This is a genomic window from Streptomyces sp. NPDC006923 (assembly GCF_040635655.1).
Classification (GTDB): Bacteria; Actinomycetota; Actinomycetes; order Streptomycetales; family Streptomycetaceae; genus Streptomyces.
On the sequence record NZ_JBEYIF010000028.1, the window covers coordinates 1 to 22,495 of the forward strand.

At 71.5% G+C, this 22,495-nt stretch carries 24 protein-coding genes; 5 read left to right on the forward strand and 19 right to left on the reverse strand.

The features are described from left to right. Positions 1–536 precede the first annotated feature (536 nt). The gene (locus ABZ707_RS31220) at positions 537–3,050 is read left to right on the forward strand and encodes a Helicase associated domain protein (RefSeq protein WP_360181507.1); all 2,514 of its coding nucleotides are present in this window, start codon (positions 537–539) and stop codon (positions 3,048–3,050) included. 57 nt (positions 3,051–3,107) lie between these two features. On the opposite strand, the gene ABZ707_RS31225 is transcribed toward ABZ707_RS31220, so the two are convergent. Further along, the gene (locus ABZ707_RS31225; protein ID WP_360181510.1) at positions 3,108–4,106 is read right to left on the reverse strand and encodes a hypothetical protein; all 999 of its coding nucleotides are present in this window, start codon (positions 4,104–4,106) and stop codon (positions 3,108–3,110) included. Between the two features lie 67 nt (positions 4,107–4,173). Beyond that, positions 4,174–5,808 carry a replication-relaxation family protein gene (locus ABZ707_RS31230; protein ID WP_360181513.1) on the reverse strand — a complete coding sequence of 545 codons (1,635 nt, stop codon included), beginning with the start codon at positions 5,806–5,808 and terminating at the stop codon, positions 4,174–4,176. Between the two features lie 700 nt (positions 5,809–6,508). Here ABZ707_RS31230 and ABZ707_RS31235 point away from each other — a divergent pair. Next, positions 6,509–6,952: a hypothetical protein gene (locus ABZ707_RS31235; protein WP_360181516.1), complete on the forward strand. Its 444-nt coding sequence runs from the start codon at positions 6,509–6,511 to the stop codon at positions 6,950–6,952. 529 nt (positions 6,953–7,481) lie between these two features. Here ABZ707_RS31235 and mobF read toward each other — a convergent pair. Further along, a complete protein-coding gene (mobF, locus tag ABZ707_RS31240; RefSeq protein WP_360181519.1) occupies positions 7,482–9,452 on the reverse strand; it encodes a MobF family relaxase in 1,971 nt (656 codons plus the stop codon). Between the two features lie 408 nt (positions 9,453–9,860). Between mobF and ABZ707_RS31245 the strand changes: the two genes are divergently transcribed. The 3 genes from ABZ707_RS31245 (at position 9,861) to ABZ707_RS31255 (ending at position 12,632) form a co-directional block, all read left to right on the forward strand. Beyond that, a complete protein-coding gene (locus tag ABZ707_RS31245; protein WP_360181522.1) occupies positions 9,861–10,310 on the forward strand; it encodes a hypothetical protein in 450 nt (149 codons plus the stop codon). A gap of 166 nt (positions 10,311–10,476) precedes the next feature. Beyond that, positions 10,477–11,625 (forward strand): ParA family protein, encoded by a 1,149-nt coding sequence (locus ABZ707_RS31250; protein WP_360181525.1) that lies wholly within the window; start codon positions 10,477–10,479, stop codon positions 11,623–11,625. After that, positions 11,622–12,632, forward strand: a complete 1,011-nt coding sequence (locus tag ABZ707_RS31255; protein WP_360181528.1) for a ParB/RepB/Spo0J family partition protein — start codon at positions 11,622–11,624, stop codon at positions 12,630–12,632. The genes ABZ707_RS31250 and ABZ707_RS31255 overlap by 4 nt, the downstream gene beginning before the upstream one ends. Before the next feature lie 194 nt (positions 12,633–12,826). Here ABZ707_RS31255 and ABZ707_RS31260 read toward each other — a convergent pair whose 3' ends face one another. From ABZ707_RS31260 to ABZ707_RS31335, 16 genes are all read right to left on the reverse strand, one after another. After that, positions 12,827–13,543 (reverse strand): hypothetical protein, encoded by a 717-nt coding sequence (locus ABZ707_RS31260; protein WP_360181531.1) that lies wholly within the window; start codon positions 13,541–13,543, stop codon positions 12,827–12,829. A 10-nt stretch (positions 13,544–13,553) separates the two neighbouring features. Next, complete coding sequence (locus ABZ707_RS31265; protein WP_360181534.1) at positions 13,554–14,042, reverse strand: hypothetical protein; 489 nt, start codon at positions 14,040–14,042, stop codon at positions 13,554–13,556. 3 nt (positions 14,043–14,045) lie between these two features. Continuing rightward, entirely contained in the window at positions 14,046–14,888 is an 843-nt protein-coding gene (locus tag ABZ707_RS31270) for a histone-like nucleoid-structuring protein Lsr2 (protein ID WP_360181537.1), read from the reverse strand. 2 nt (positions 14,889–14,890) lie between these two features. Then, positions 14,891–15,448 carry a WhiB family transcriptional regulator gene (locus ABZ707_RS31275; protein ID WP_360181540.1) on the reverse strand — a complete coding sequence of 186 codons (558 nt, stop codon included), beginning with the start codon at positions 15,446–15,448 and terminating at the stop codon, positions 14,891–14,893. Then, positions 15,445–15,900, reverse strand: a complete 456-nt coding sequence (locus ABZ707_RS31280; protein ID WP_360181543.1) for a hypothetical protein — start codon at positions 15,898–15,900, stop codon at positions 15,445–15,447. Before ABZ707_RS31280 ends, ABZ707_RS31275 begins: the two co-directional genes overlap by 4 nt. Beyond that, positions 15,897–16,577, reverse strand: a complete 681-nt coding sequence (locus ABZ707_RS31285; protein WP_360181546.1) for a GGDEF domain-containing protein — start codon at positions 16,575–16,577, stop codon at positions 15,897–15,899. Before ABZ707_RS31285 ends, ABZ707_RS31280 begins: the two co-directional genes overlap by 4 nt. Positions 16,578–16,859: 282 nt before the next feature. Continuing rightward, entirely contained in the window at positions 16,860–17,138 is a 279-nt protein-coding gene (locus ABZ707_RS31290; RefSeq protein WP_360181549.1) for a hypothetical protein, read from the reverse strand. A 59-nt stretch (positions 17,139–17,197) separates the two neighbouring features. Beyond that, positions 17,198–17,995 carry a hypothetical protein gene (locus ABZ707_RS31295; RefSeq protein WP_360181552.1) on the reverse strand — a complete coding sequence of 266 codons (798 nt, stop codon included), beginning with the start codon at positions 17,993–17,995 and terminating at the stop codon, positions 17,198–17,200. Positions 17,996–18,035: 40 nt separating this feature from the next. After that, positions 18,036–18,548, reverse strand: coding sequence for an ATP-binding protein (locus tag ABZ707_RS31300; RefSeq protein WP_360181555.1), 513 nt, complete (start codon positions 18,546–18,548; stop codon positions 18,036–18,038). 88 nt (positions 18,549–18,636) lie between these two features. After that, on the reverse strand, positions 18,637–19,206 hold the full coding sequence (locus tag ABZ707_RS31305; RefSeq protein WP_360181558.1) for a hypothetical protein: 570 nt from the start codon (positions 19,204–19,206) through the stop codon (positions 18,637–18,639). A gap of 89 nt (positions 19,207–19,295) precedes the next feature. Continuing rightward, positions 19,296–19,988 carry a hypothetical protein gene (locus ABZ707_RS31310; protein WP_360181561.1) on the reverse strand — a complete coding sequence of 231 codons (693 nt, stop codon included), beginning with the start codon at positions 19,986–19,988 and terminating at the stop codon, positions 19,296–19,298. Between the two features lie 92 nt (positions 19,989–20,080). Then, positions 20,081–20,461, reverse strand: coding sequence for a hypothetical protein (locus ABZ707_RS31315; protein ID WP_360181564.1), 381 nt, complete (start codon positions 20,459–20,461; stop codon positions 20,081–20,083). A 107-nt stretch (positions 20,462–20,568) separates the two neighbouring features. Continuing rightward, positions 20,569–21,144: a hypothetical protein gene (locus ABZ707_RS31320; RefSeq protein ID WP_161266724.1), complete on the reverse strand. Its 576-nt coding sequence runs from the start codon at positions 21,142–21,144 to the stop codon at positions 20,569–20,571. 2 nt (positions 21,145–21,146) lie between these two features. After that, entirely contained in the window at positions 21,147–21,278 is a 132-nt protein-coding gene (locus tag ABZ707_RS31325) for a hypothetical protein (protein ID WP_265546941.1), read from the reverse strand. Continuing rightward, positions 21,275–21,745: a Pycsar system effector family protein gene (locus ABZ707_RS31330; RefSeq protein ID WP_161266723.1), complete on the reverse strand. Its 471-nt coding sequence runs from the start codon at positions 21,743–21,745 to the stop codon at positions 21,275–21,277. Before ABZ707_RS31330 ends, ABZ707_RS31325 begins: the two co-directional genes overlap by 4 nt. Before the next feature lie 88 nt (positions 21,746–21,833). After that, positions 21,834–22,436 (reverse strand): hypothetical protein, encoded by a 603-nt coding sequence (locus ABZ707_RS31335; protein WP_161266722.1) that lies wholly within the window; start codon positions 22,434–22,436, stop codon positions 21,834–21,836. Between the last annotated feature and the right edge of the window lie 59 nt (positions 22,437–22,495).

Below are 22,495 nucleotides of genomic sequence, written 5' to 3' on the forward strand. Positions count from 1 at the left end.
ACGCACCGCCAACGGGAGGGCATCCGGCCCGCGTTGCGGGTCGGGGCCGGCCTCCGGCCGACCCGTGGCCTCCGCTGCGCTCCAGCCACCCCAGGCGCGCCCCCGATCCCCGTGCGGACCAGGCGCGCCACGCTCCGCGAGGCACGCCCACCGGGCTCGGGCCACAAACGGCAGCAAGAGCGGGGAGGGGTGACGGGTAGTCGGGAGAGTGACAGGCCGAACCGGGGAGCACGGGGCCGGATTGACCGGCCGTCAGGGCTCTTCCCGTGGTGTCCATAAGAGAACAGTAGCAGAATTCAGCCCCATTCGAGGGACTTTCCGGGTTCCGAGTGCTTCACTTTGAAGCACGAGATAGACTCTGGACTCAGATAGCAGCACCATCGGGGATCTGGATCGGCTTTCGATCATGCTCCCCCGCTACTGCTCCGAGGCTGTGACTCGGTTTTGGTGAGCTTCACCGTAGCCGAACGCAAGCTCTCTACGTGCAAGTTTCCCATTTCTTACCCGGGCTAAAGCCCAGGAGGGGGCAGGCGGATATGTCGACCACAAGCCGGACTGATCAGCGTGAGGCGGCCCAGCAGGAAGCCGTGGAGGCGGTTGTCCGTGCCCTCGAATTGCCTGCAAGATCATTTGTGCTCGAACGGGGCCTTCGAACGCAGGTGATCATGGCGACCGGGTCCGGGAAGACCCGGGTCGCGGCCCGCAGCGCGGAGCGGCTCCACGCGGGCCGCGTGCTGGTGCTCGTGCCCTCGCTGGACCTGCTCACCCAGACCGAGGCCGCGTGGCGCGAGGGAGGCCGTACGGGCCCGATGATCGGGGTCTCGTCCCTGCGGGGCGAGGACGTCTCCTTCCCCAACACCACGGACGTGGAGGAGCTGGTCGACTGGGTGCGGCCGTTCGACAAGGTCACCGTGTTCGCCACGTACGCCTCCCTCGGGCTGGGCACGCTGGAGCGCGCACACAAGGCCGGCCTTCCGGGCTGGGACCTGATCGTGGTCGATGAGGCGCACCGGACGTCGGGGCGGCTGGGCAAGCCGTGGGCGGTCGTCCACGACAACACCCGCATCCCGGCCCTGCGCCGTCTCTACATGACCGCCACGCCCCGCCTGTGGCAGCTGGACGAGGACACCGAGGGCGCGCCGGGCGAGCTGGTGGCGAGCATGGAGGACGACCCCGAGGGCCCCTTCGGCAGCCGCTGCTTCACCCTGACGCTCTCGGACGCCATCGACCGGGGAATCTGTGCCCCCTACCAGGTGGTGTGCGTGGACATCACCGACAGCCAGCTCCAGGCCGCGCAGCTCCTGGGCGCCGAGGGCCGCTCGGACGAGGTCCGCGGGGCCCGGCTCGCCGCCCTCCAGACCGCGCTGCTCAAGGCGTCCTCGGAGGAGAACTTCCGGCGCACGCTCGTCTTCCACCACGTCGTCAAGGAGGCCGAGGCGTTCGCCGCCGGCCTCCCCCACGTCGCCGCGCAGCTGCACGCCGCCGACCCCGAGCTGTACCCGCGCACGATCTGGGCGGACTGGCTGTGCGGCGAGCACAAGCCGAACCACCGCCGGCGGGTCCTCGGGGAGTTCGCCGACGGCATCGCCACGGACGGCACGGTCGTGGAGAAGGGCGTCCTGGGCTCGGTGAAGGTGCTCGGGGAGGGCGTCGACACCAAGAACTGCGACTCCGTCTACTGGGCCGACGTCCGCGGCTCCATGCCCGACCTCGTCCAGGCCGTCGGCCGCGCGCTGCGGATGCACCCGGGCGAGGGCAAGATGGCCAGCCTGGTCGTGCCAGTCCTGCTCGGACCGGGCGAGACGGCCGACAACATGCTGACCTCCCGGGCGTACGGCGGACTGGCGAAGCTCCTGGAAGCGCTCAGGGCGCACGACGCCCGGGTGGTGGAGCAGTTGGCGCAGGAGCAGGCTCCCAGCGCCTACAAGCCCGCCTCGAAGGCCGCGCAGGGCCAGGAGGGCCGGGGTGAGGGGAACGGGTCCGGTGGACCGTCGGCCCCGGCGCGGAAGCTGCTGAAGTTCAGCACGCCGCGCGACCCGGCGCAGCTGGCCGCGTTCATCAACCTGCGGGTCCTCAACCCGGAGCACGAGCACTGGCGGCGCGGGGTGGAGGCCGCCGTCATCTTCGCGCGCGAGCACGGCGACCTGAAGGTGCCGTTCACGTACCGCGTGCCCGAGGGCGAGGAGGCCGAAGGGGTGGGGTGGCCGACCTCGCTCGCAGGCTTCCCCCTCGGACAGTGGATCGCCGACAACCGGCGCTTCTACGCCCGCGGCGACATGGACGAGGACCGCATCGCCCAGCTGGAGAAGCTGGGCATGGTGTGGTCGCACTTCGACGTCGCGTGGGAGGAAGGGCTGTCGGCCGCGCGCGGGTGGGCCGCCGAGAACGGGCACCTCCTGGCGCCGCTGGACGCCACCTTCCAGGGCTACCGGGTGGGGATCTGGCTGAAGAACGCGCGGGCCGCCGCCCGCAAGGCCGCCGAGAACGAGCAGCGGCGTGCCGAGGGTCTGCCGGTCGAGTCGTCGGCCGGAGCCATGTCGGGCGAGCGGCGTGAGCAGCTGGAGGACATCGACCCGTCGTGGTGCCCGGTCTGGCCGGTGGAGTGGCAGCGCGCCTTCCACCTCGTCCGGCTCCACCTCGAAGCAGCCGGCGGCATCCTGCCGACCGAGCCCGGTGAGGTGATGCACCAGGGCGAGGACCTCGGGCGGTGGGTGCGCTCGGTCCGGTACGGCTGGGACAACCTCACCACCGTGCAGCAGTGGATGTGCGAGCAGGTTCTCGGGATCGAGCCCGCGACCGAGGACGAGAAGCCCAAGCGCCGTACTCAGGCCGACAAGTGGTCCATGAACTTCGAGGCCGCCAAGCAGTTCTTCGAGCGCGAGGGGCACCTGCGGGTACCTCGCAAGCACGTCGAACGGATCGTCGGCGAGGACCAAGAGGAGCGGGAGCTCCGGCTCGGAGCCTGGATCGGGAACCAGCGCAGCCGGGCCGCGACGCTGCCCCCGGAGCGGGCGGAGCAGCTGTCCGCGATCGGGATGCGGTGGGCGTAGCGATCGTTGAGCGATGCCCTGGGGCTGTCGGCCGGAATGGCTGGCAGCCCCGTCCGGCTACTTGAGGGCGGCCCAGGCGATGATCGCCGATGCCACCGCACCGACAGCTCCAGCCGCCGTCCAGAGGACGGTGGTGCGCTGCCAGATGGGCTGCGTCACGGGAGTCGCCCCAGGCTCGTTGATGTTTGCGCTCGCTGTCCCGCCGCGGTCGGCGTGAGCCTTGGGTGCGTTGATGTGCACGGTCGCGTGGTCACCGGCGCTGATGTTGAAGGCTCGCTCGGCAGCGTCGCCGATCTGCGCGGGGTTGGGGTCCTGCTGGCCAGGGGGCATGGATGCTCTCACTTCTGCGACGAACGTGGTCAGGCGGGTTCGGATGTGGTCGAGGATGCCCTCGATGCTCGAGACGGCTACATCCCAGTGCAGGGAGGTGATCTCCGTGCCTTCGTTTCCGGCTTCGCGCTGCTGCAGGGTCATCAGCAGGGCGTACTCCGCCGACCCGGCCGGTGCCACGAAGACGGACTTCTCGGCTCGGGCGACAAGCCCTTCAAGCTCCTTGACGCCGTTGAGGATGGGGACCATCTCTCCGACGCCCCGCTCGCGAGCCGGCTCGGGCAGCAGGTGCGGACTGATCCGGCGACCGCTGTACTGCGTGACCCCGCCGAAGTGGTGGACGTTCGCGTTGATCTCAAGGGCGGCCGCCACTCTCCGATACGCCGGAAGATCATCGTCAGCGGCGTAGCCTTCGAGCTCCTTGAGCGCCCAGGCCCGCAGTTCCTGATGGTGAGCGTAGCCGCCCAGCATGAGGCAGCGGCGGAGCGAAGATGCGAGTGGAGTCTTGTCGTCCAGGACCGCAGCTTCAAGCTGCTCTAGTCCTCGAACGTCCGGTGGAGTCACGGCGACCAGTCTGCCCGGTAAAGCCCCACGGTAGGACCCCATTTCGTCGCGGGCTCCCGCCAGCGGGAATCCCCCCGACAGCGTGGGCTTGCCCAGGGTCACCTTCGGCTTGCCCGGCTCAGCGAGGACAGGCTTGCCCAGGGTGCCCTTGGGCTTACCCACGTCCCTTCGGAGGCTTGCCCAGCGTGGGACCTGGGGCTTGCCCAGGCCCCTGGGAGGCTTGCCCGCGTCAGCCGCGCCGACGTGAGAACCAGCCGGTGGCCTTCTGCTTGGGCACGGCCTGGTCCTGCTCCTGGTCGTGCTCCTCCTGCCGGCGGCTCAGACCCCAGGCTGTGTCCAGGTCGTTCTCCCGCTGGTCGCAGTCCCCGCACAGAGTCGGGTGTTTCGCCGGGGACCGGGTCCAGCCGACGGGCTTGGTCGCCTTCCATCGTTCGTCGGTGAACGCGGCACCGCATTCGGTGCAGACGGGGCGCTGGGGGTCGGGCCAGGAGTCGTCCGGCTCTGCCTCGCCGCGTACCGGCTCCTGGCGCTCTCGCGTGGCAGCCGCCGGGCTGACGACGGCGCCGGCCTTCTGCTTGCAGTCGTCGCACAGGTTCGGGTGGGAGTCCTTCGGGGTGCCCCAGTCCGTCGTCTGTGCCGCCTCCCAGCGTGCGTCGGTGAACTTCGCCCCGCAGCCGGTGCAGACGGGACGGCGGGCTTCTCGCTCGGCTGCCTGCTTCGCGGCCTGCTCCTGCGCCGCGCGCTGCACCTTGGCCTGGTACTCCTGCTGGGCACGCGCGGTCGCTTCCCGGGCGCGGGCGTCGGCGGCCTCGCGGCGGGGGTTGCCGATGGCTTCGAGCAGGGGCTCCATGTGGTCGCGGCCGAAGCGGAGGAACACCGGACCGGTCGGGCCGTGCTTGCGCAGGTTGTTCAGGCCGGTCGCGATGATCGGGATCCGCCCGTCGTAGCGGTGGTGGCCGGCCTTCTGCCGCTCGCCCTCCCACAGGTGCCGGGTCAGGTCCATCAGGCGCGGGATCGTGCGGTTGGGGTTGCGCTCGCCGATCCGGTTGAACACCAGCAGGACGGGCGGGTGCGTCCTGTCGCCGGACCGGGCCTCCGGGGCCGTCCAGCGGGTGCGCCACATCGGGCGCTCCTTGCCGTCGGTGTCCTTCGCCTTCCTCTTGAAGAAGCGGGCGTACTTCTCCAGCTTCAGCGCGAGTTCCTCGGCGGTCTCGTGGCAGTTGTCGACCTCGATGAACAGCAGCGGCACCTGGTCCTGCGGTGCGGTGAGCACCAGGTCGGCCTGGGCGCCGCCCTTGCCGGGCGCGTTCCAGGTGCCGGTCGCCGGGAGCGGGACCTCGGTCCAGTACGAGGCGATGGTGCCGATCCCGTCGGGTCCGTCGACGGCGGCCTGGGCGGCGGCCTGGACCTGCGGCGGGTCGTCGGCGAGCTTGGCCATGTTCGGCTTCGGCCGCAGCATCGCGATCACCGTCTCGTTGACGGCCATCGGGTGTGAGGCCCCGCTGGAGCCCGCGCCGCGCGCGGTGGAGCCCATCTCCCCCGCCGGGCGCCGCAGCTCGTAGGAGGCGGCCTCCAGGCCCTTGGGAGTCAGGTTCCGCAGCGAGTCCCCCGTCTCGGTGGAGCCGCCGTTCTCGGACAGGCCGTGCTTGCGCATGTCGGAGAGCGCACCGGAGTGCGACGCGGTGCGGGCCTGCTTCTGCTTCGACGGCGTCTCCTTGTCGGCGTGCCGGAACGTCAGGTGCGGAGCGCCGATCCGCTGGATCTGATCAGCCGTCGCCACCTTCAACGCTCCGAGCACGCGCAGCACGTCGCCGCGGTAGCTGTTCGTCGACCCCGCCGGGTTGGTGATCCGCTTCCCCGTCATCAGCTCTGCTCCCTCGTTGCTCGCGACCGGCGCCGGTCGACCGGCGCCGCTGGCCGCGGCTGGCCTGGGCTGGCCTCCCGGCCCCCCGGAACCCGATGATCTCCTGCACTACGGACAGCAGCAGGAGAGAAGAGGGGTGTGACGACGCGGTTTTCGCGCCCATCACGCCGCTGACAAGGGGTTTTCCCCTCACCCCCGGTGTCGGGCACCAAAGGGGGTTCCCGAGGGGCATCCGAAGTGGGCACCCAGGGATCCCCCTTGGGCTTGCCCACCACGGGCCGGCCTTCCGGCGTGACCGGCCCACACGGTGCCGCTGCCCGCCCCTTGGGTGGGTGGTCGTCATCGTCTCGTCTCCTTCGCTGCCCCGACCGCCCCGGCCGGGGCGGTCGGGGCGGTCGGGGCGGTCGGCGTGGAGGAGCAGCGTGCAGGGGACCCCCTTGTCCGCAGTCTGACCGGGGCCGGGGCAAGGAGAAATACGGCGGCGGCAGGTCGGTAGCGGACCTGGACAAGGGGTCAGGGCCGGGCTGGCGGTCGGACCGACCAAGCTGGACAAGGGGGCCCTGTTTGGCCCTTGCAGTCCTGATTCATCCGCATCCGGCGGAGGGGGGAGAGCTCTCTGGCCTCTATCCACAGGGTGCTCGTCCGAGGCTGCTGGGAGTCGCCGTGATCCGAGCGACGTCACCCAGTTGAGGAGACCTCCATGCCGTACCTGATCCCGTCCCGCATACCGCTGACGCCCGAGCAGGTGGAACGAGGCTTCGACTACCTCCTGGCGCTGTCGCAGGGTGGCGCCGCCGCTGTCGCTGGGCGGGCGGACGCGGACCCGAAGTTGGTGTTCGTCCTGCTGCGTCTGGCCGAGGACATCATCTGGCCCATCACGGCCCTGGACGGCGACAGCGACCCGAGCGCGGACTCCTTCGCGCTGGACGAGGTCGGGTGCGTGTTGCTGTCCGCTCTGCGGGACTGGGCGCGGGACTCCTCCAGCACGGCGGCGTTGGGCATCGCACGCAGCATCCTCCGGTTCGTGGTGAGCGTGGTCCCGGACCCCGACTTCGGGGAACCCACCGGCACCTTGGAGGTAATGCGCTTCGAGCATCTGGTGTTCGCCCACGCAGTGCACTCCGCACCCGAAACGCACCGGTAACCGCACCACCGCACCGGGTCCTAGCGCACCGGTGCGGTGCGGTGGTGCGGTGGTGCGGTGCGGTGGTGCGCCCGAGTCCATCCGGTGCGCACCACGATGCGCACCACCGTCCATCCGGTGCGCATCCACTCGGTGGGCGGTGCCCACCGGTGCGGTCGGCGCGCGGGAGTGGTGCGCACCGGGTGGGGTCGGTGCGGCGGAGTGGACCGCCTGAAGGCGGGCGCATTCCTCCTTGACACGGGCCCAGGTCAAGGGGAAATGCGGCAGGCGCGCACCGGGTGGATGGACGCCATCGTCCCGGGCGATGGCGTCCACTCCCGCACGATGGCGTCCACTTCCACCGGGTGGGCTCCACTCGGTGGAGCGGAGCCGGGCACGGTGGCGTCCACTCCCGGGCCGGTGGTCTCCACTCGGTGGAGCGGATGCCGGGCACGGTGGTCTCCACTCCGGTGCGGTGGCCTCCACTCGGTGGAGTGGGGTGCACCGCACCGTCGGGCGCACCGCACCGGGTGCGCACCATCGGGTCCACTCAGTGGCCGGCCTCCCGGCCGCGGTGCGGTCCGGGTTCGGGCGGGCGGTGCGCCTGCTGCTCGTCCGGGCGCACCCGGCGCACCGCCTCGGCGTCGGCCTGTGCGGTGTGGCGGTCCGCGCGGGCGCGGGCTTCGGCGGCCATCTTGGCGGCTGTCTCCCGGATTCGGCGCAGTCGGTCGGCTGTGAGATCGAGGGCTTCCACATCCGTACGGGACTCCCGCAGGGCCCGCACGGCCGTCATGTCGATCGCCTCCTGGCGGCCGGGCTCCGGCTCCTGGTCGTCGTGCTCGGCTTCGGCGGCCGGGCGCGCGAGCAGCTGCTCGGGCATCGCTGCCTGCTGGTGGGCGACGACGTCGTACGCCCGGCCCCGCGCGGCGGCGGTTGTGGTGGTGCGCAGCTTCTCGCGCACCATCGCACCGGCGAGGACGGCCCGGTCGTACTGGAGCGGGATGCGGGGGATCTCCCACTCCCCCGCGTCCTGGCCCGGTGGCCGGGGCGCAGCCGGCTCGCCGGGGTCGGCCGGGGGTTGCCGGTCCGGGTCGGGCGCGGGAGTGGGTGGGCGGGGCCGGGCGGGGAGGTCGGCCAGGTCCCATCGGGCGGTGTAGAGGCGGTAGTCGGCCAGCAGGCCGATCGTGGTCTTCGGCTCGCTGATGTCCAGGCAGTGCGTCTCGATGGCGGCGGCCACGATCTCCTCGTCCAGGCCGGGGTCGCGGCGGCGGCCGCGCAGGATGAGGGCGAGGTGGCGGCGGGCTTCGGCGAGCAGGTGCCGGCGGTGGAAGCGGCCGCCGTCGTTCATCACGAACACGGTCGCGGTGACGTCGACGGCCGCCAGGGCGACGTCGACCACGGCGGCGACGCGGGCCCGGATCGCGGCGGCCGCGGCGCGGGCGTGGTCGAGGAGGGAGGTGATGACGTCGGCGGCGACCTTGGAGGTGAGGATCGCGCTCGCCTTCCACCAGACGCGCAGCTGCGCGAGCGGCTGGGTCTTCTGCTTGGGCGGGCGGGTCTTGCGGGCGGCGATCTGGTTCATCTTGGCGCGGGCCCGCTCGGAGACCACGGGCAGGAACTTCAGCTCGCCGTCGTCGTCGACGGCGGTGACGTACTCGTGCTCCAGCTCGGCGAGGCAGGCGGCGATCTGGTCGCTGCGCCGGGAGGTCCAGCGGATCAGCTCGTGCGGCACCCCGGCAATCTCCATCACCGGGCGGCGTCCCGGGGTGACGGTGCGCGGCTCGGTCGCCAGCCCCAGCGGCTCGCAGACCTCCGCAGCAACGAGTTCGTTGTAGAGCGCGGAGGCGGCCACGGTGTTCTCGTGCAGGGCCGTGGTGTGGATCGAGCCCCACTTCTCGTCCAGGCGCTGCCCCTTCACCGACAGCAGCAGATGGTCGTGGAGCAACGGCCGACCCGACCGCGCCTCGTAGTGGCGGAAGCGGGCGGCGACCAGACCGCCGGGCGGCCGCACCCGGTAGATGCCGTCCTTGCCGTACCGGATGACCGCGACCTCGTCCTCGATCCACTCCAGCACCCGCTCGATCGCCCGCTCGTGCGCGGCCTCGATCACCCGCCGTGTCTCGTCATCCCCGAACGCCCACAGGAGGTAGATCGTCGGCTGCGGCCGGAACACGAAGTCGACACCCGTCACCGTGACCCGGCGTCCGAGGGCGCCGGCCCGATACGCCTTCTTCGGGGAGTCGCCCGCGGCGAGCCGGTCGGCCTCGATCCGGTCCGCGTACGGATGGCGGCCCCGCTCCCCGAATAGGTTCCGCAGCTGCGCCTCGGTGACCTCCTCACCCGGCGCGAGTCCGAGCACGGCCAGGCCGCGGCCCATCCATCGCCCGGCCGGGACTCCGGCCTGCTCCTGGGCGGCGCGCAGCGGCGTGCGGGCCGGGCGGCGGCCGTCGCCGACGACGGTCTCGCGCAAGTAGTACCGGTACATCTGACCGGCCCGGATCACTCTGATATCCACTGTCATGCAGACCACGCCACACGGCTCTGACCTGCAAGAAAAGACCGATCAGCGGCACGTCCCGCCAGGCGGGAGCAGCGGCCGAACTTTCTTCTCAGGTGCCCGCCGGGCGGGAAGCGGCCCCGGGCCGGACGCGAATGTCATCGCTCTCCGGAATCCGGAAGCCCTCACATCACGACCCGGGCGACACCACCGAGCACCAAGGAGCTCGTCGGCGGCGCGTAACCCTGCTGACGATGGTTCGTTGAGGTCGCTGGTGCCGCCTTACTGCCGCGACGGTGCCCGGCTGAGTGTGCGTCCGGCCCATGACCGGAGGACTGGTAGGCCCTAGACGCTCCGCGTCATCGCAGCAGCCCACCTCGTGGCTAGGCCACGGTCAGTGCAGAGTCATGGGCAGGCGCCGAGGAACTCGTTATGACATCGCACGCACGCAAGAATGCGGCCCGCCAGCGGCAAGAGCTGACGGGGATCAACCGGCGAGCAGCTCTGCAGAACGTTCGCAACGCGCTGCCGCCCGCGCCACGGGCTCGAAGCGCAACCCGATTCCAGGACCATCGAGCGGCCGCAGACGTCGTACCGAGCGAGCTGATCGTTCTCGTCCAGGACTTCACCCGGTGGGGTCGGCATCATCTGGATGAGGCGGCCCGTGTCGCGCACCGGCACGTCGATTCGCCGAGCGAGTGGCATCGCTTGGTGCTTTACGCGCTCACTGACGCCCTCTCCTACAACTTCCTCGTGGTGGGCACGTTCGCCGCCTACCTCCAGGAGCGGGGCTCGACGGGGATTTGCTCCGTCGCCATCTTCAGTCACCTGACCCTGATCGTTATGTCACCCAGGAGGCGCTCGATCTCTTGGCAGGGTTGATGGGCAGGGAGGTCAACGAGGGTGAGCACCAGCCCACTTGGCACTTCATTGGGCGGCAGCTCGCCGAATCCGGTGTGGACCGAGGTGAGTAAGGGGGCCTGCGACGCGGTCGTGAGCATCGTCGGCTGCGCCCCAACCGCACCTTGGCCTAGTAATGTTTGGCCGCATGAGCATCCCCAGCCCTCGCGGGGAGCGAGAGAAGCTAATCACAGCCCTCGCTCCCCAGCTGCGTAGACACCTGAAGATCCGCGCTTTTGAGCACGGAATGGACATCCAGGATGCAACAGAGCATGCCATCAACGCCTGGTACACGGCAGATGGCCTCCCGGAGGTCAAGACGGACGGCGCGAAGACCTGGGGGACTTTCCTCCCCGTCGGCGAGCCGGATAAGTTCAAGGCGGCGTGCACGGAGCGCGGCGTCACCTACGTGCAAGGGCTGGCCCAGGCGCTGACTCTGTGGTTGGACAACCACCCCTCCCCCACGGCTCCGCTGGTCGCTCAGCCGGTCGTCCGGGTCATAGTGGCCAACCAGAAGGGCGGCGTCGGCAAGACCTTCCTCTCATCTGGGATCGCCCAGGCGCTCGCCGAGGCCGGTCGCCGAGTCCTGCTCGTCGACTACGACCCGCAGGGGCACCTCACCGCAGAACTCGGCTTCGAAGACCTCATGTACGAGGACGACGTTGAGACGCTGATGATGCACATGGACGGCACCGCGAAGGGCGACATCCACGACCTGCTCGTCGCCCTGGACGGTGACCGCTTCGGAGATCGGCTTCACCTTCTCCCCGCCTCCGACGATGCCTTCCTCCGCGATGTCGCTCTGTCGAAGGTGAGCTTCAGCGAAGCCGCACTGGAGCGTGCGCTGGAGCCGCTGGAGCAGGACTACGACGTCATCGTCATCGACGGTCCTCCGAGCCTCGGCCTGAACATGGACACCGCTCTGTACTACGTCCGTCGGCGTGACGGCGAGCTCGCTGACCGCTCGGGCGTCATCACTCCGGTCTGGGCCAACAAGGCGTCCCACCGGGCATTCCGGCTTCTGAAGTCGCAGATGGACGACCTGTGCAAGAAGGGACGCATCACGGTCGACTCCCTCGGGATCATCGTGAACGCCTACGACAGCCGCCGCGGCAAGCTCGTCCAGGCGAACAAGGAGCAGTGGGAGAAGAGCAGCGCTCCGGGAGTCCTCGCCGTCATCGGCGACTTGAAGGAGGGGCGCGAAGCAGCAGACGGAGAGATCCCTCTGCTTGAGTACGCCCCGGATAGTGAGCACGCGCAGGTGATGCGCGATCTGGCGAAGGAGCTGGCCGTATGACTCCCCCTGCGCAGCGCGTGACCCGCGGGTTCAGCATCGACGAGGAGGAAGGCGAGAAGAAGGCGCCGCGTCGGATCCGCACGCGCCAGCAGATCATCGCTGGCGAAGGGAAGCGGCCGCCGGCGACGGTCGAGCTGAGGCGCCTGGCGCACAACCCTTTCAACCCGCGCGAAGAGCTCACGGAAATCGATGAGACTGCTGCTTCCCTTAGGGAGAAGGGACAGATCCAGCCCGTCACGGTGGTCACGCGGGCGGCGTTCCTCGCGGCCCACCCCGGTCAGGAGGAGGCTCTCGGCGAGGTCGACTACGTCGTCATCGACGGGAATCGCCGTTTGGCGGCAGCCCGGCTGGCTGGTCTGGACGAACTGCGGATCGACGTCAACGACGCGCTCGCCGCTACGGCGGCGGACATCCTCGAGAGCGCGCTGATCGCCAACGTCCATCGTGTAGATGTCGCTCCGCTGGACCAGGCAAAGGCCCTGGAGGAGCTCGTCCGCGTCCATGGATCCCAGGGGAAGGTGGCCAAGCGGCTGGGTAAGACGCCCGCTTGGGTGTCGCAGAGGCTCGCCCTGCTGGAGCTCACGGACGAGCTGCAGGACAAGGTCGAGTCGGGAACACTCAAGGTTGAGCCAGCCCGTCGCATCGGCCGCTTGCCGAAAGAGCAGCAGGCTGCTGAGGCGGAGAAGGTCATTACCGCGGCCAAGACTCCTCGACAGCGGGCCCCCCGGAGGCAGTCGGGTGAGGACCAGACCGTTAACGCCGTTAATACCCTCAGCGCTGGGTCGGTCGGGCCGCGAGGCTCGGGCTCAACCGTTAACGGCGTTAATACCTCTGCGACGGTCGGGGAAGAAGAGCAGCGCATCGTCGTGCCGTGCTCTTCGCCGCAGCAGGTCGTGGATGCCCTGGTGGCGCGCCTCTCGCCCGAGGACCTGCTGGCTGTGGCGGAGCTTCTTCTGGATCGTGTCTCCACCGGCTCGGGCGCCGAGACCGAGAAGGTCAACGCGTAGGCAGCCTGAAACGCAAAAGCGGCCCCCTCCGCCCGGATCGACGTCCGGACGGAGGGGGCCGCTTCGTGTACTCAGGTGCTCAGGTGGATGCTCGCGGGAGTTGGCGTCCGGCGAGGGCGTGGGTGAGGAGGTAGGTACGACAGGGTCCCGGCCGCCGGGACCGCGCTGGTCCCGGCGGCCGGAGTGGGTGGGGGTCAGCGGGTGGCCGGGGCGAGCGCGGCCTTGTGGCTGTCGCGGTGCGCGCTCTGCGCCGGTTCGGCGAGGACGCGGAGGCCGTGCGGGTCGCCGACGGGGCCGCAGGCGCTGCACACCACGGCGTAGTTGCGGCGGCCGGCGCATCCGGAGTCGGGGTCGCGGGGCTTGCCGGAGGGGCGGACCGCGTGGGTGCACTCGGTTCCGTCCGGGTGGATCGCGGCGATCTTCACGCTGATGCGGGCCATGGGTGTCGTCTCCTGTTCGGGTTCGGGGAAGGGCAGCTGGTGGAGCGCGGCCGCGGGGGCGCGTACCCGGGTGGGGCGCGGCGGGGTGGGCGGCTCGATGCGGGTGAGCGCGGTCTCGGGGAGGAGCCCGAGCTGTCCGGCGGCGGCCGCGCGGGCGGCGAGGGTGATCGAGCGGGTGACCCGGTGGTGGCCGTGGTCGATGCGCAGGTGGCAGAGCTGGCAGGCGGCGAGCAGGTTCTCGTCTCGTACGTCTTCGGGGGTGTGGTTGAGGTGGGCGGTGGTGATGCCGACCACGGAGCCGGTGTCGGGATGGAGTTGCTCGTGGACGGCCGGGCAGCGGCCGCCCGGGTGCGCCAGGCCGCATTGGCCCGTGCACTCGCAGCGGCCGCCTGCCCGCTCGAACCGGATCCGCGCGCCGATCTCGTTCCAGTCGCGCGGGTACCGGTGCAGGTTCTCGGGACGGATGGGCACGGCGGCTCCGCTACTCGCCGCCAGCGGCCTGGCGGTGCTCGAAGTCTTCGAGCAGCTCGCCCAGGTCGTTCGGCTCGGGCACGGTGCCGACCCATGTGCCGCCCTCGGTGAACACCTCCACGTCAGTGGTGTCGGCGTCGAACCAGCAGACGTACGGCCCGTACCGCTCGATGGCCGCCGTGGCAACGGTGGCCGGGTCGGACATCAGCGGCGCGGTCTCCAGCACGGACAGTGCGGTGACGACCAGCCACATCGGCTCGTCCGGCGTGCGGGGCAGCCGGAGGTAGCCGGTGACGCGGAGCTTGTCGCCGGGAACCAGGTCGTGCAGGACCGCGTGCGCCAGCTCCGCGTCGGCAACGCTGCACGGCAGGATCATCTCGTCCGTGCGCTCGTCCGTCGGGGAGACGGTGAGGCGGAACCGCGCCGTCGACCCGTGCAGGTCGCCCGGCACGGTCTCTTCGTCCAGGAAGCCGTCCAGGGCTATCGCGTCGTCGGCCATGGGTCAGCCGGCCTTCCGGACCGGCGCCTGGTGCGCGGCGTCGTACGCCTCCAGGACCGCCTTGCGCACCATGCCCACGTCAGCGACCGGGTGGCCGTTGGCGCGCGCCCACGTCCTGATGGCGGCGAGCTCCTCCCGGGTACGGCCGCTGCCCAGGCCCGCGCGGATCGGGGTGGGCGCGGTGGCGGCCACCGTGGTGGCGCGGGTGCCGGCCTTCATGCTGCGCAGCTCCTCCTGCGCCTTCTCCAGTTCGGCCTTGGCCTTGGCGACCTTCTCTTCGGCCTCGCGCTGCGCGGCCTCGCTGTCGCGGCGGTCGGTCAGCTCGGAGAGGTCGGCGGTGATGCGGGCGGAGCGGCTGCGGACCGTGGCGGCCGGGTGCGCGGCCGCCCAGTCGAGCAGCTTCTGGATCTCGTTGGAGACGGCGAGCGGGACGACCGGGACGTCGATGGCCGGGGCGTCGGTGGCCGCGCAGGGCAGGCCGAAGACCTGGTCGGTGAGGAGGTCGTTGAGTTCGGTGTCGCTCAGGCCGGTGGCCTCGCGGATGGCCTGCTCGGTGTCGCCGTTGTTGTGCATGGAGATCGCCATGGCCTCGTGCGCGGATAGGGCCGGGGCGGCGGGGGTGCTCGTCATGGTGGGTGCGTCTCCGGTTTCCGGGAGGAGGGGGAGCAGGGTGGTGAGGGTGTCGGGGTCGGTGGGCAGCCCGAGGACGTCCAGGAGCAGCGCCATGTCGTTCTTGTCACGGGAGCTGCGGGCGGTAACCCGGGCCGCGGCGGCGAGCTGCTGCGCCGGATTCGGGTCCAGGGGCAGCGCTTCGGCCTTGAGGGCTTCGGTCCAGTCGGTGAACACGGTCAGGCCGCCTTGCCGCTGGCGACCAGCTCCAGCACATGCCGGTTGGACGCGGCCTGCTGGGGGGTAATCGGTTCCTTCCAGCGGTTGTACGGCTCGGGCCGGGTGGGGATGCCCTCCAGCTCGAGGCGGGCGAGGGCCAGTTCGCGGACGGTCGGCGGCACGACACGCGACGCGCGCTGCCGCTCGCGCCGGCGGCGGTCCTGTTCGGCGACCACGCCGACCCAGTCGTCCCCGAGCCGCGCTACGAGCTGCTTGCGCAGCTGCTGGCGGTCGCGGGCGGTGGTCGCCGCCCACACTCCAGCGGTCGTCAGGTCGGGATTGGCGAGCGCCCATTTCAGGCAGCCTTCGACGATCGGGCACCCGGAGCACGCGCGCTTCGCCTGGGCGAGCGCCTTCTCGCGCGCGCGGAGGTCTTCGTCGTTGTGGATGTCCTCAATCGAGAACAGGTCCGGCGTCGTGCGGCAGCGCAGGACCTGGTCGGTGTTGGGAAAGGGGATCCGGTCGTCGGCGGGGACGAAGGCCGGCGGATTGGGGACGCCGGTGCGGGTGCCGCTCATGAGGTGCCCTCCGGAGCGAGGTGGGGAAGCTGAAGGAGGACCTGGTCCACGAGATCCTGCGGCGGGCGCCACGGGCCGAGCTGTCCGTGCAGCCACGGGATGGGGAGCGCGAGCCCCTGGATATCGGCGAGGACCAGGTGGAACGCGTCGGCCTGCGCCCACTTCGAGCACGGGGCAGTGCCGACGGCGTCCTGGTGGCAGTCGGTCAGGCGGGCGACGCCGATGACGGCCCGGGTGTGCAGGGCGCGGCCGCGGATCGCGGTGGCGACCAGCGGGTCGCGCATCGGGGCCCGCTCGGTGGCCTGCCCGGCGTGCAGCAGCAGCCAGCCGCGCCAGGACCAGGAGACCGGGCGGTTCTCCACGTCCTTCCCGGCGAGGATGCAGGTCGCCCAGGGCTGGCGAATCGTAATGGCCCGGACCCAGGTGCCCGGGTCGGCGGTGGTATTGCTCATGCCGCCCACCCCAGGGTGTGGGTGCCCGGCCGTCCGGCGCGGCGGCCGTTGATGGACGGCACCGTGGCGTGCTGCGGCCCGGCGAGCACGGCGCGGCCGGTGTGCTTGCCCGCGTACATCGCGGCGTCGGCGGCCCGCTGGAGAAGCGACAGGTCGCGGGTGCCGATGACGTCGGGGCAGGCGGCACCGATCGACGCGGCGACGTCGACCAGAACGCCGTCGTCGACCTCCGCCGGCTGCGCGAGCAGCGCGGTGAGCTGGGCGAGACGGAGCTCGCGGCGTGCGGGTCCGATCCGCACGGCGAAGGCGAACTCGTCTCCCCCGAGCCTGCCGACCGCCCCGCGGCTACCCGTCCAGGCGGTGAGGCGCTGCGCGGTGGCGGCCAGGACGCGGTCGCCGGCGGCGTGCCCGCCGGGTCCGTCATTGATCTGCTTGAAGTGGTCCAGGTCCACCATCCCGACCAGGGCGTGGTCGCCGTACCGGTCGGTGATCTGCCGGGCCTTGGCGGTGAAGCCGTCGCGTCCAAGGAGACCCGTCAGCGGGTCGCGGCGGGCGGCAGACAGCTTGCGGTGCAGACTGACTGCGTGCACGGTCCAGCCGGTCAGCGGCACGGCGAGCGTGGTAATGAGCAGGGCACGTGGCCCGATCGGGGCCTGTACGCGCACGGTGGAGGCCATACTGGTCTCTCCCTCTCGTCTTGTACGGGATGGGTCACCCGAGGCAGGCGACGGTTTCCACACCTGGTGCGCCTGCCTCGGGGCGTATCTACAGCTCGTAGGGTTCCCAGCCGCCGTCCTGCTGGCCGGGGACCTCAAGCCCGGTCGGGATGTCCACCTCGTAGAACTCCAGCTGCGGCATGACGGCCTATCTCCTTCCTCGCTGGTCGTGGCGGAACACCGTGCCGCCCCGGCCGGTGAGGCCGGGGCGGCACGGAGGAACGCCGCGCTCGCGGAAGGGGATCAGTGGTTCGCGGCCGCCGCCACGATCTCGGCGTGGTCGAACGCGAGGTCGGGGAGCGCGTCCAGGGGCCACCAGCGGGCGGCGGTGGCGTCGTCCCCGGCGGTCGGTTCGACCAGCGCGGGCAGGGTGGCCGTGTAGGCGACGCTGACGTACCGGCCGCGCGCGTCACGGCCGACGGCGTCAAAGGCTCCCAGGATGTGCCCGGCGGCGAACAGGACGATGTCGGCGGTGTAGCGGATCGTCTCGTCAGTGGTGACGGTGGTGGTGTCGGTGCTCAAGAGGTGTCTCCTGGTTTCGGATCGGGGCCCCGGCCTGGTGGCCGGGGCGGGCGGCAGCATCAGGCCGGGACGGGGGCCGGGGTGTCGAGTCCGGCTCCGAGCAGCAGGCCGCGGATCGACTGCTCGTACTCGCCGTTGCGGATCCGGTCGAACATGAGCTGTCCGGCGACCAGGCAGCGGGCCCGCAGCTGGATCAGCGTGACGGCGTGCGGGTCGGCGCCGGCGGCGGCCGCGGCCTGCCCGGCGGCGTTCCCGGCGAGCTTGTTGGCCGCCTGGAGGCCGGCCTCGCGGCGGGAGTATTCCGCCCGGCAGGACGCCCAGCCGGTCAGGGCCCGGGTGTGGTCCACCCGCTTCTCCCACGCCTTGTACGTGCGGAGGGTGCGCTCGGGGTCGGCGGCCCACTCGGTGGCCCACTGGCGGGCGAGGTCGGGGAGCTGGGCGAGGACGGCCAGGACCTGCGCGCCCCGGTGCCCGAACGCCTGCCACGCCTCGGTCTCCTCCACGACGCGGATCTGCTGGGACAGCAGCCAGTACGGGTAGAAGTGGCCACCCCAGTTGCCGGTCTCCCCGAGCGGCTCCACGATCCAGAGCCGGATCGGCCAGCCGTCCTCGATGCGCTCCAGGATCTCGCCGGGCCGGGTGTACATGTGGAAGTAGCCGAAGGGCCGGTCGGTGTACCACTTGCGGCCGGGGGTGGGGTGGTCGATGACCTGGCCGATGTGGTCGGCGAGGTTGACGGTCGGGATCGTCTCGCCCTGGGCTCGGTGGTAGGCGGCGAGGTAGTTGTCGGTGGGCGGGACGGTGCCGTCGGGCCGGGTCGCCATGTAGTGGACGACGGGGCGGGCGCTGCGTGCCATGGGTTCCTCCAGGTCGGTCAGGACGTGCAGGTGAGTGGGGTCAGCGGCGGGTGCCCAGGCGCAGGGCGCCGGACGTGGCCAGGAGTTCGGAGATCGGGTGCACCGAGGTGAAGCCCTCGCGGTGGAGCTGGTCGGCGTCGGGCAGCAGCTGGTGGTGCTCGCGCACGATGTGCAGCGGGACCACGCGGTCGCGTGCGGCGTTCTGGGCTTCCACCGTCGGCAGCGGGACGTCGAACAAGACGGCGACGGCGGGCCGCTGCCAATAGCGGGCGCGGGCGAGCAGTCCGGCCCTGACGTGCGGGAACACGTTGGTGGAGTCCACCAGCACGTTCAAGCGCCGGGAGAGGCGGGCGTCCAGGAGCAGGTTCTGGATCTCGGCGGCGACCGGGGTCGCGGACTGGTCGGCCTCGGAGTCGGTGGCCAGGCGCCGGTAGACGTCCAGGCACACGCGCCAGCTGTCCGGGTAGCGGGCGGCGAAGGTGGACTTGCCGCTGCCCGGCGGCCCGACCAGCGCGCAAAGGACACCGTCGGGGAGGTTCAGCAGGTCGTTCATCACAAGGGGCCTCCTGCGGGACTGCGGCTGATGGGGCACCGCGCCGTCCCGGCCGGAAAGGGCCGGGGCAGCACGGTGGCGCGTCAGATCACAGGCGCCGGGCGAGGTCGGCGGTGACGCGCTCGGCTTCGGCTCCGTCGACGAGGATCTGCGCCTGGAGCTTGTTGGCCTGCCGCTTGCTGAGCGGGTGGACGTTCATCTCGTGCCGGACCCAGGCGATACGGCGTTCGCGGGCGCCGGAGCGGATGAGCTGGTCGACCTCGACGAAGCCGCGCAGCAGGCTCAGCTTGAGCTGCTTGGGATCGCGCATCTTCGGGGCGTTGATCAGCATCCACATCGCGCCCTTGGGGGCGATCACCGTGGCGACGCGGAAGTCCTTGAGCTTGCCGATGATGCTCTGCTGCACGCCGACGGACTTCCACGTGTTCTTCGGGACGCCGGCGGCTTCGCCCTGCGCCTCGTTGGCGAGGGAGAGTAGCAGGCGCGGCTTGGTCAGGATGATCGTGACCGCGCCCAGGGGGCGGCGTCCGAACTGGTCGTGGACCAGCTTGCGGACGGTCGGCGCGTAGGAGGTGACGCGCTGTTCGGCGGTGCGGGAGACGAACGCGCCGTAGCGCAGCACGCTGAGCTGGGAGGGCCTGCTCTTGGTCGCGGGCATGGTCGGTCCTCTCGGTGGCGGGGCAGGGGTGGGCTGATTGGCCACCGCACCGCCCCGGCCGGGAAGGCCGGGGCGGAACGGACAGTCCGTCAGACCGCGTGGATGCCGGTGAGGTCGTCGTCCAGGACGTCGTCCTTGTCACCGTCGACGTCGCCGTGGGCAGTCGCCGGGACGGCGGGAAGGCCGGCGGCACGGGCGGCGAGGTGGTGGCGGATCTGCTCCATGCCGGTGATGGCCACCGGCTGCTCGCCGTCGCCGGTCAGCAGCGTGAAGTGGTGCTCGCGGCCGTACTTGCCCATCTCAGCGCGGTGGTGGAGCCAGACGCCGGGGGCGAGGTAGAAGGACGCCTCGCCGTCCTCGTAGCCGCGCCACCGGCTCTCGTCCCGCAGGAAACTCTCGCCGTCGTCGATACGGAAGGAGGCGTTGGCGGCGCGGTGTGCGGCGTCTCCCTCGGTCGCGGTGACGACCTGGGCGAGGGCCTCGTCCAGCGTGGCGGCCGGGGCCGGGGCCGATGCGCGGGTGGAGGGCAGCGGGCTGCGGGTCCGCATCAGGCGGCGCATCGGGGCGAGGACGAGTTCGGCGAGCCCGTCAACGGCGACGGCGCCGACGACGGCGACCGCCCCGGCGAACAGGACGCGGGTTCCGTCAGGCCAGGCGACGGGGGCGAGCTGGTAACCGAGGTAGGCGCCGGCCGCGCCGCCGATCAGCGCGGACGCCATGCTGGCGCCTTCGATCATCGAGTGGGCGACGGCGTTGGCCGTCTGGCGCAGGGGTGCGGTCATGATGATGGAGCTCCTTCTTCTCGATGCGCTCTGGGAGGGGGAGGGACTGCTCCGGGGCGGCCGGGCCCGACGCCTACGGCCGCCCCGGGCGCTCAATTGGCCGCGTGAAGCGCGGCGGTGGTGCGGACGGTGTCCGCGAGGAGCACGGTCATCTCGTGGCCGTGGTCGACGGCGTCCTCCAGGCGCTCCATGAGCTCCGGGGGCAGGCCGCGGTTGCGGGCGCCGGCCAGGACGCCCTCCAGGTAGAGGACGTCGGCCAGGACGCGGCCGCGGACGTCCAGGACGCCGGGCTGCACGGCGAGAACGTCGGCGTTCTTCGCGGTCGCCAGGGCAGCGTGGTCGGCGGCCTCGGTGTACGCGGTCTCGGTCTGCTCGGTGAGCAGCGCGTCGACCTGCGTGGTGGTGCCGTAGCCGCGGCGCCAGCCGAAGCGGGCGGCGGCGGCCTCCATGAGGGAGCGGCGGGCGAGGGACACGGTGACCTCCGGGGGAGGGCCGGTCGTCCGGTCTCGGCTGACCGGGCGGACACCGCCCGGCCCCGGCCGCCGACGGGCGGCGGGCGGGGCCGCGCGGAGAGCGCCGGTCAGTTCTCCGGGAGGCGGCGTGCGTAGTAGGAGACGTAGTCGCTGTACTGGCTGCGCTCGATGCGCAGGATCTCCGGCTCGGCGACGACCAGCTGGTTGAGCACGTCCACGATCCAGTCGTTGGAGCGCTGGAGGGTGAGGCGGATCAGGTCCAGGTCGGACACCCACAGCTGCCTGTCCTCGTCCCGGCGGCGGGCGCCGCGCACCCAGGCGTGCAGCCGCTCGCGGACGGTGTCGTCGTCCGGGCGGGCGGGGATGTCGCGGGGCAGCGCCCGGCAGGTCGTGGCGTGCTCGTTGGCCACCGTCGCGGCGTCGGCGAGGCTGTAGCGCGTGCTGTAGGTGCGCTTCCCGTTCTCGCGGGTGGCGTAGTGGCAGCCGAGGCAGGCGACGGAGTAGTAGGTGCCGTGCGGGCCGTCGTCGGTGGTGTAGACGAGGACGACCGCGTGCGCCTGGTTGTAGTAGCGCTGGGCGATGGTGACGCCCTCGGGCTTCCAGGTCTCGCCGATCTCGGGCCACGGCTCGGGGGCCGGCGCTTCGACGGGCTCGGGGCGGCGGGCGAACAGGGTGAGGGCCATAGTTACTTCTCCTTCTGGTCGGCCTGGGCGTGGATGCGGGCGGCGGTGCGGCGGGCGGCGGCGATCACGAAGGGGATGGCGAGTGCGCCGGCGAGGCTGGCGTAGCTGATGACGAAGCTGGCGGCGGTGCTCACGCCAGCACCCCGATCGCGGCGACGGTCAGCAGGGCGAGCGCGGCGAGGATGACGTCGACCGCGAGGGCCAGGCGCCGGAACTTGCGGACCGCGAGGATCGAGAGCGCCTTCACGCGGGCGGGGCGGTGGTCCTGGTCCATCGCCTCCTGGAGCTCGTTCTCCTCCAGGTGCGCCCACTGCGGGAAGGTGCCCGGGGCGGGGCGGCCGGGCACGGTCAGGCAGGGCCGGACGACCAGGAGGAGTAAGACCGCGGCGGCGGCGAGGGCGAGGACGGCCAGGCCGCCGACGGCCTTGGTGAACACGGGCAGGTTCTTGTCGGCGACGCTGGCCAGACCCGCGAGGACCGCGCCGTCGAAGGCGAGCAGCAGGCTGGCCTTGCTGTCGGTGCGGGCGATCTCGCCGCTCACGGTGGCGCAGGCGGCGTCCAGGTTCCGGTCGCTGCTGATGGTGAGGGGGGCGGTGGTCACGTGCGACTCCCATCCGGGCCGGGCTGTCCGGCTCCCCGTCACCACCCGGCCCGCGTGTGCGGGGCGGGTGGATCAGGCAGCCGTCAGATCAGCGAGCCGGGTGGTTGTGGTTGTGGTTGTGCAGGTGGATCAGCGGGCGAAGGGACAGGCCGCGCAGGGCGAAGAGGCTGCCGATCGTCCAGGCCAGGACCGTGAGGGCGGCGGCGACGGGGCGGCCGGCGGCGGGGGCGGCGTCCCACACCATGAACACCGAGCAGGCGCCGTGTGCTGTCCAGGTCAGCCGGGCACCGACCGCGCCGGTGATCCAGGACAGGGCCAGGGAGACGATGCCGACGCCCTGCCAGATGACGAACGCGCTGGTCGCCGTCAGCGGCAGGCCGACCGTGTGCGCGCTCAGGTAGGCGTGGACGGGGTCGGCGACGGTGGCGGTCCACTGGGTGAACCACGCCCAGTCCTGGTGGTGGTACCAGTCGATGCCCTTGGGGATGCCCCACTTGAGGATGAGCAGCAGGGCGACCAGGGCGACGACGCCGAAGGCGGCGATGGCGCCGGGCGGGATGTCGTCGGCGGCCTTGATCGGGCGCGGCCGGGGCGGGGCCGGCCTGCGGGGCGGCGGGATGCGCTGGCTGTCGTCGATGGTGTCCAGCGGCGGGATGGCGGGGTCGGGCTCGTGCTTGTCGGGCTCGCTCACCGGGGTCTCCTTCACGGTGGTCGACGGCTGCGGGACGAGGTAGTGCGGGCCGGGCTCAC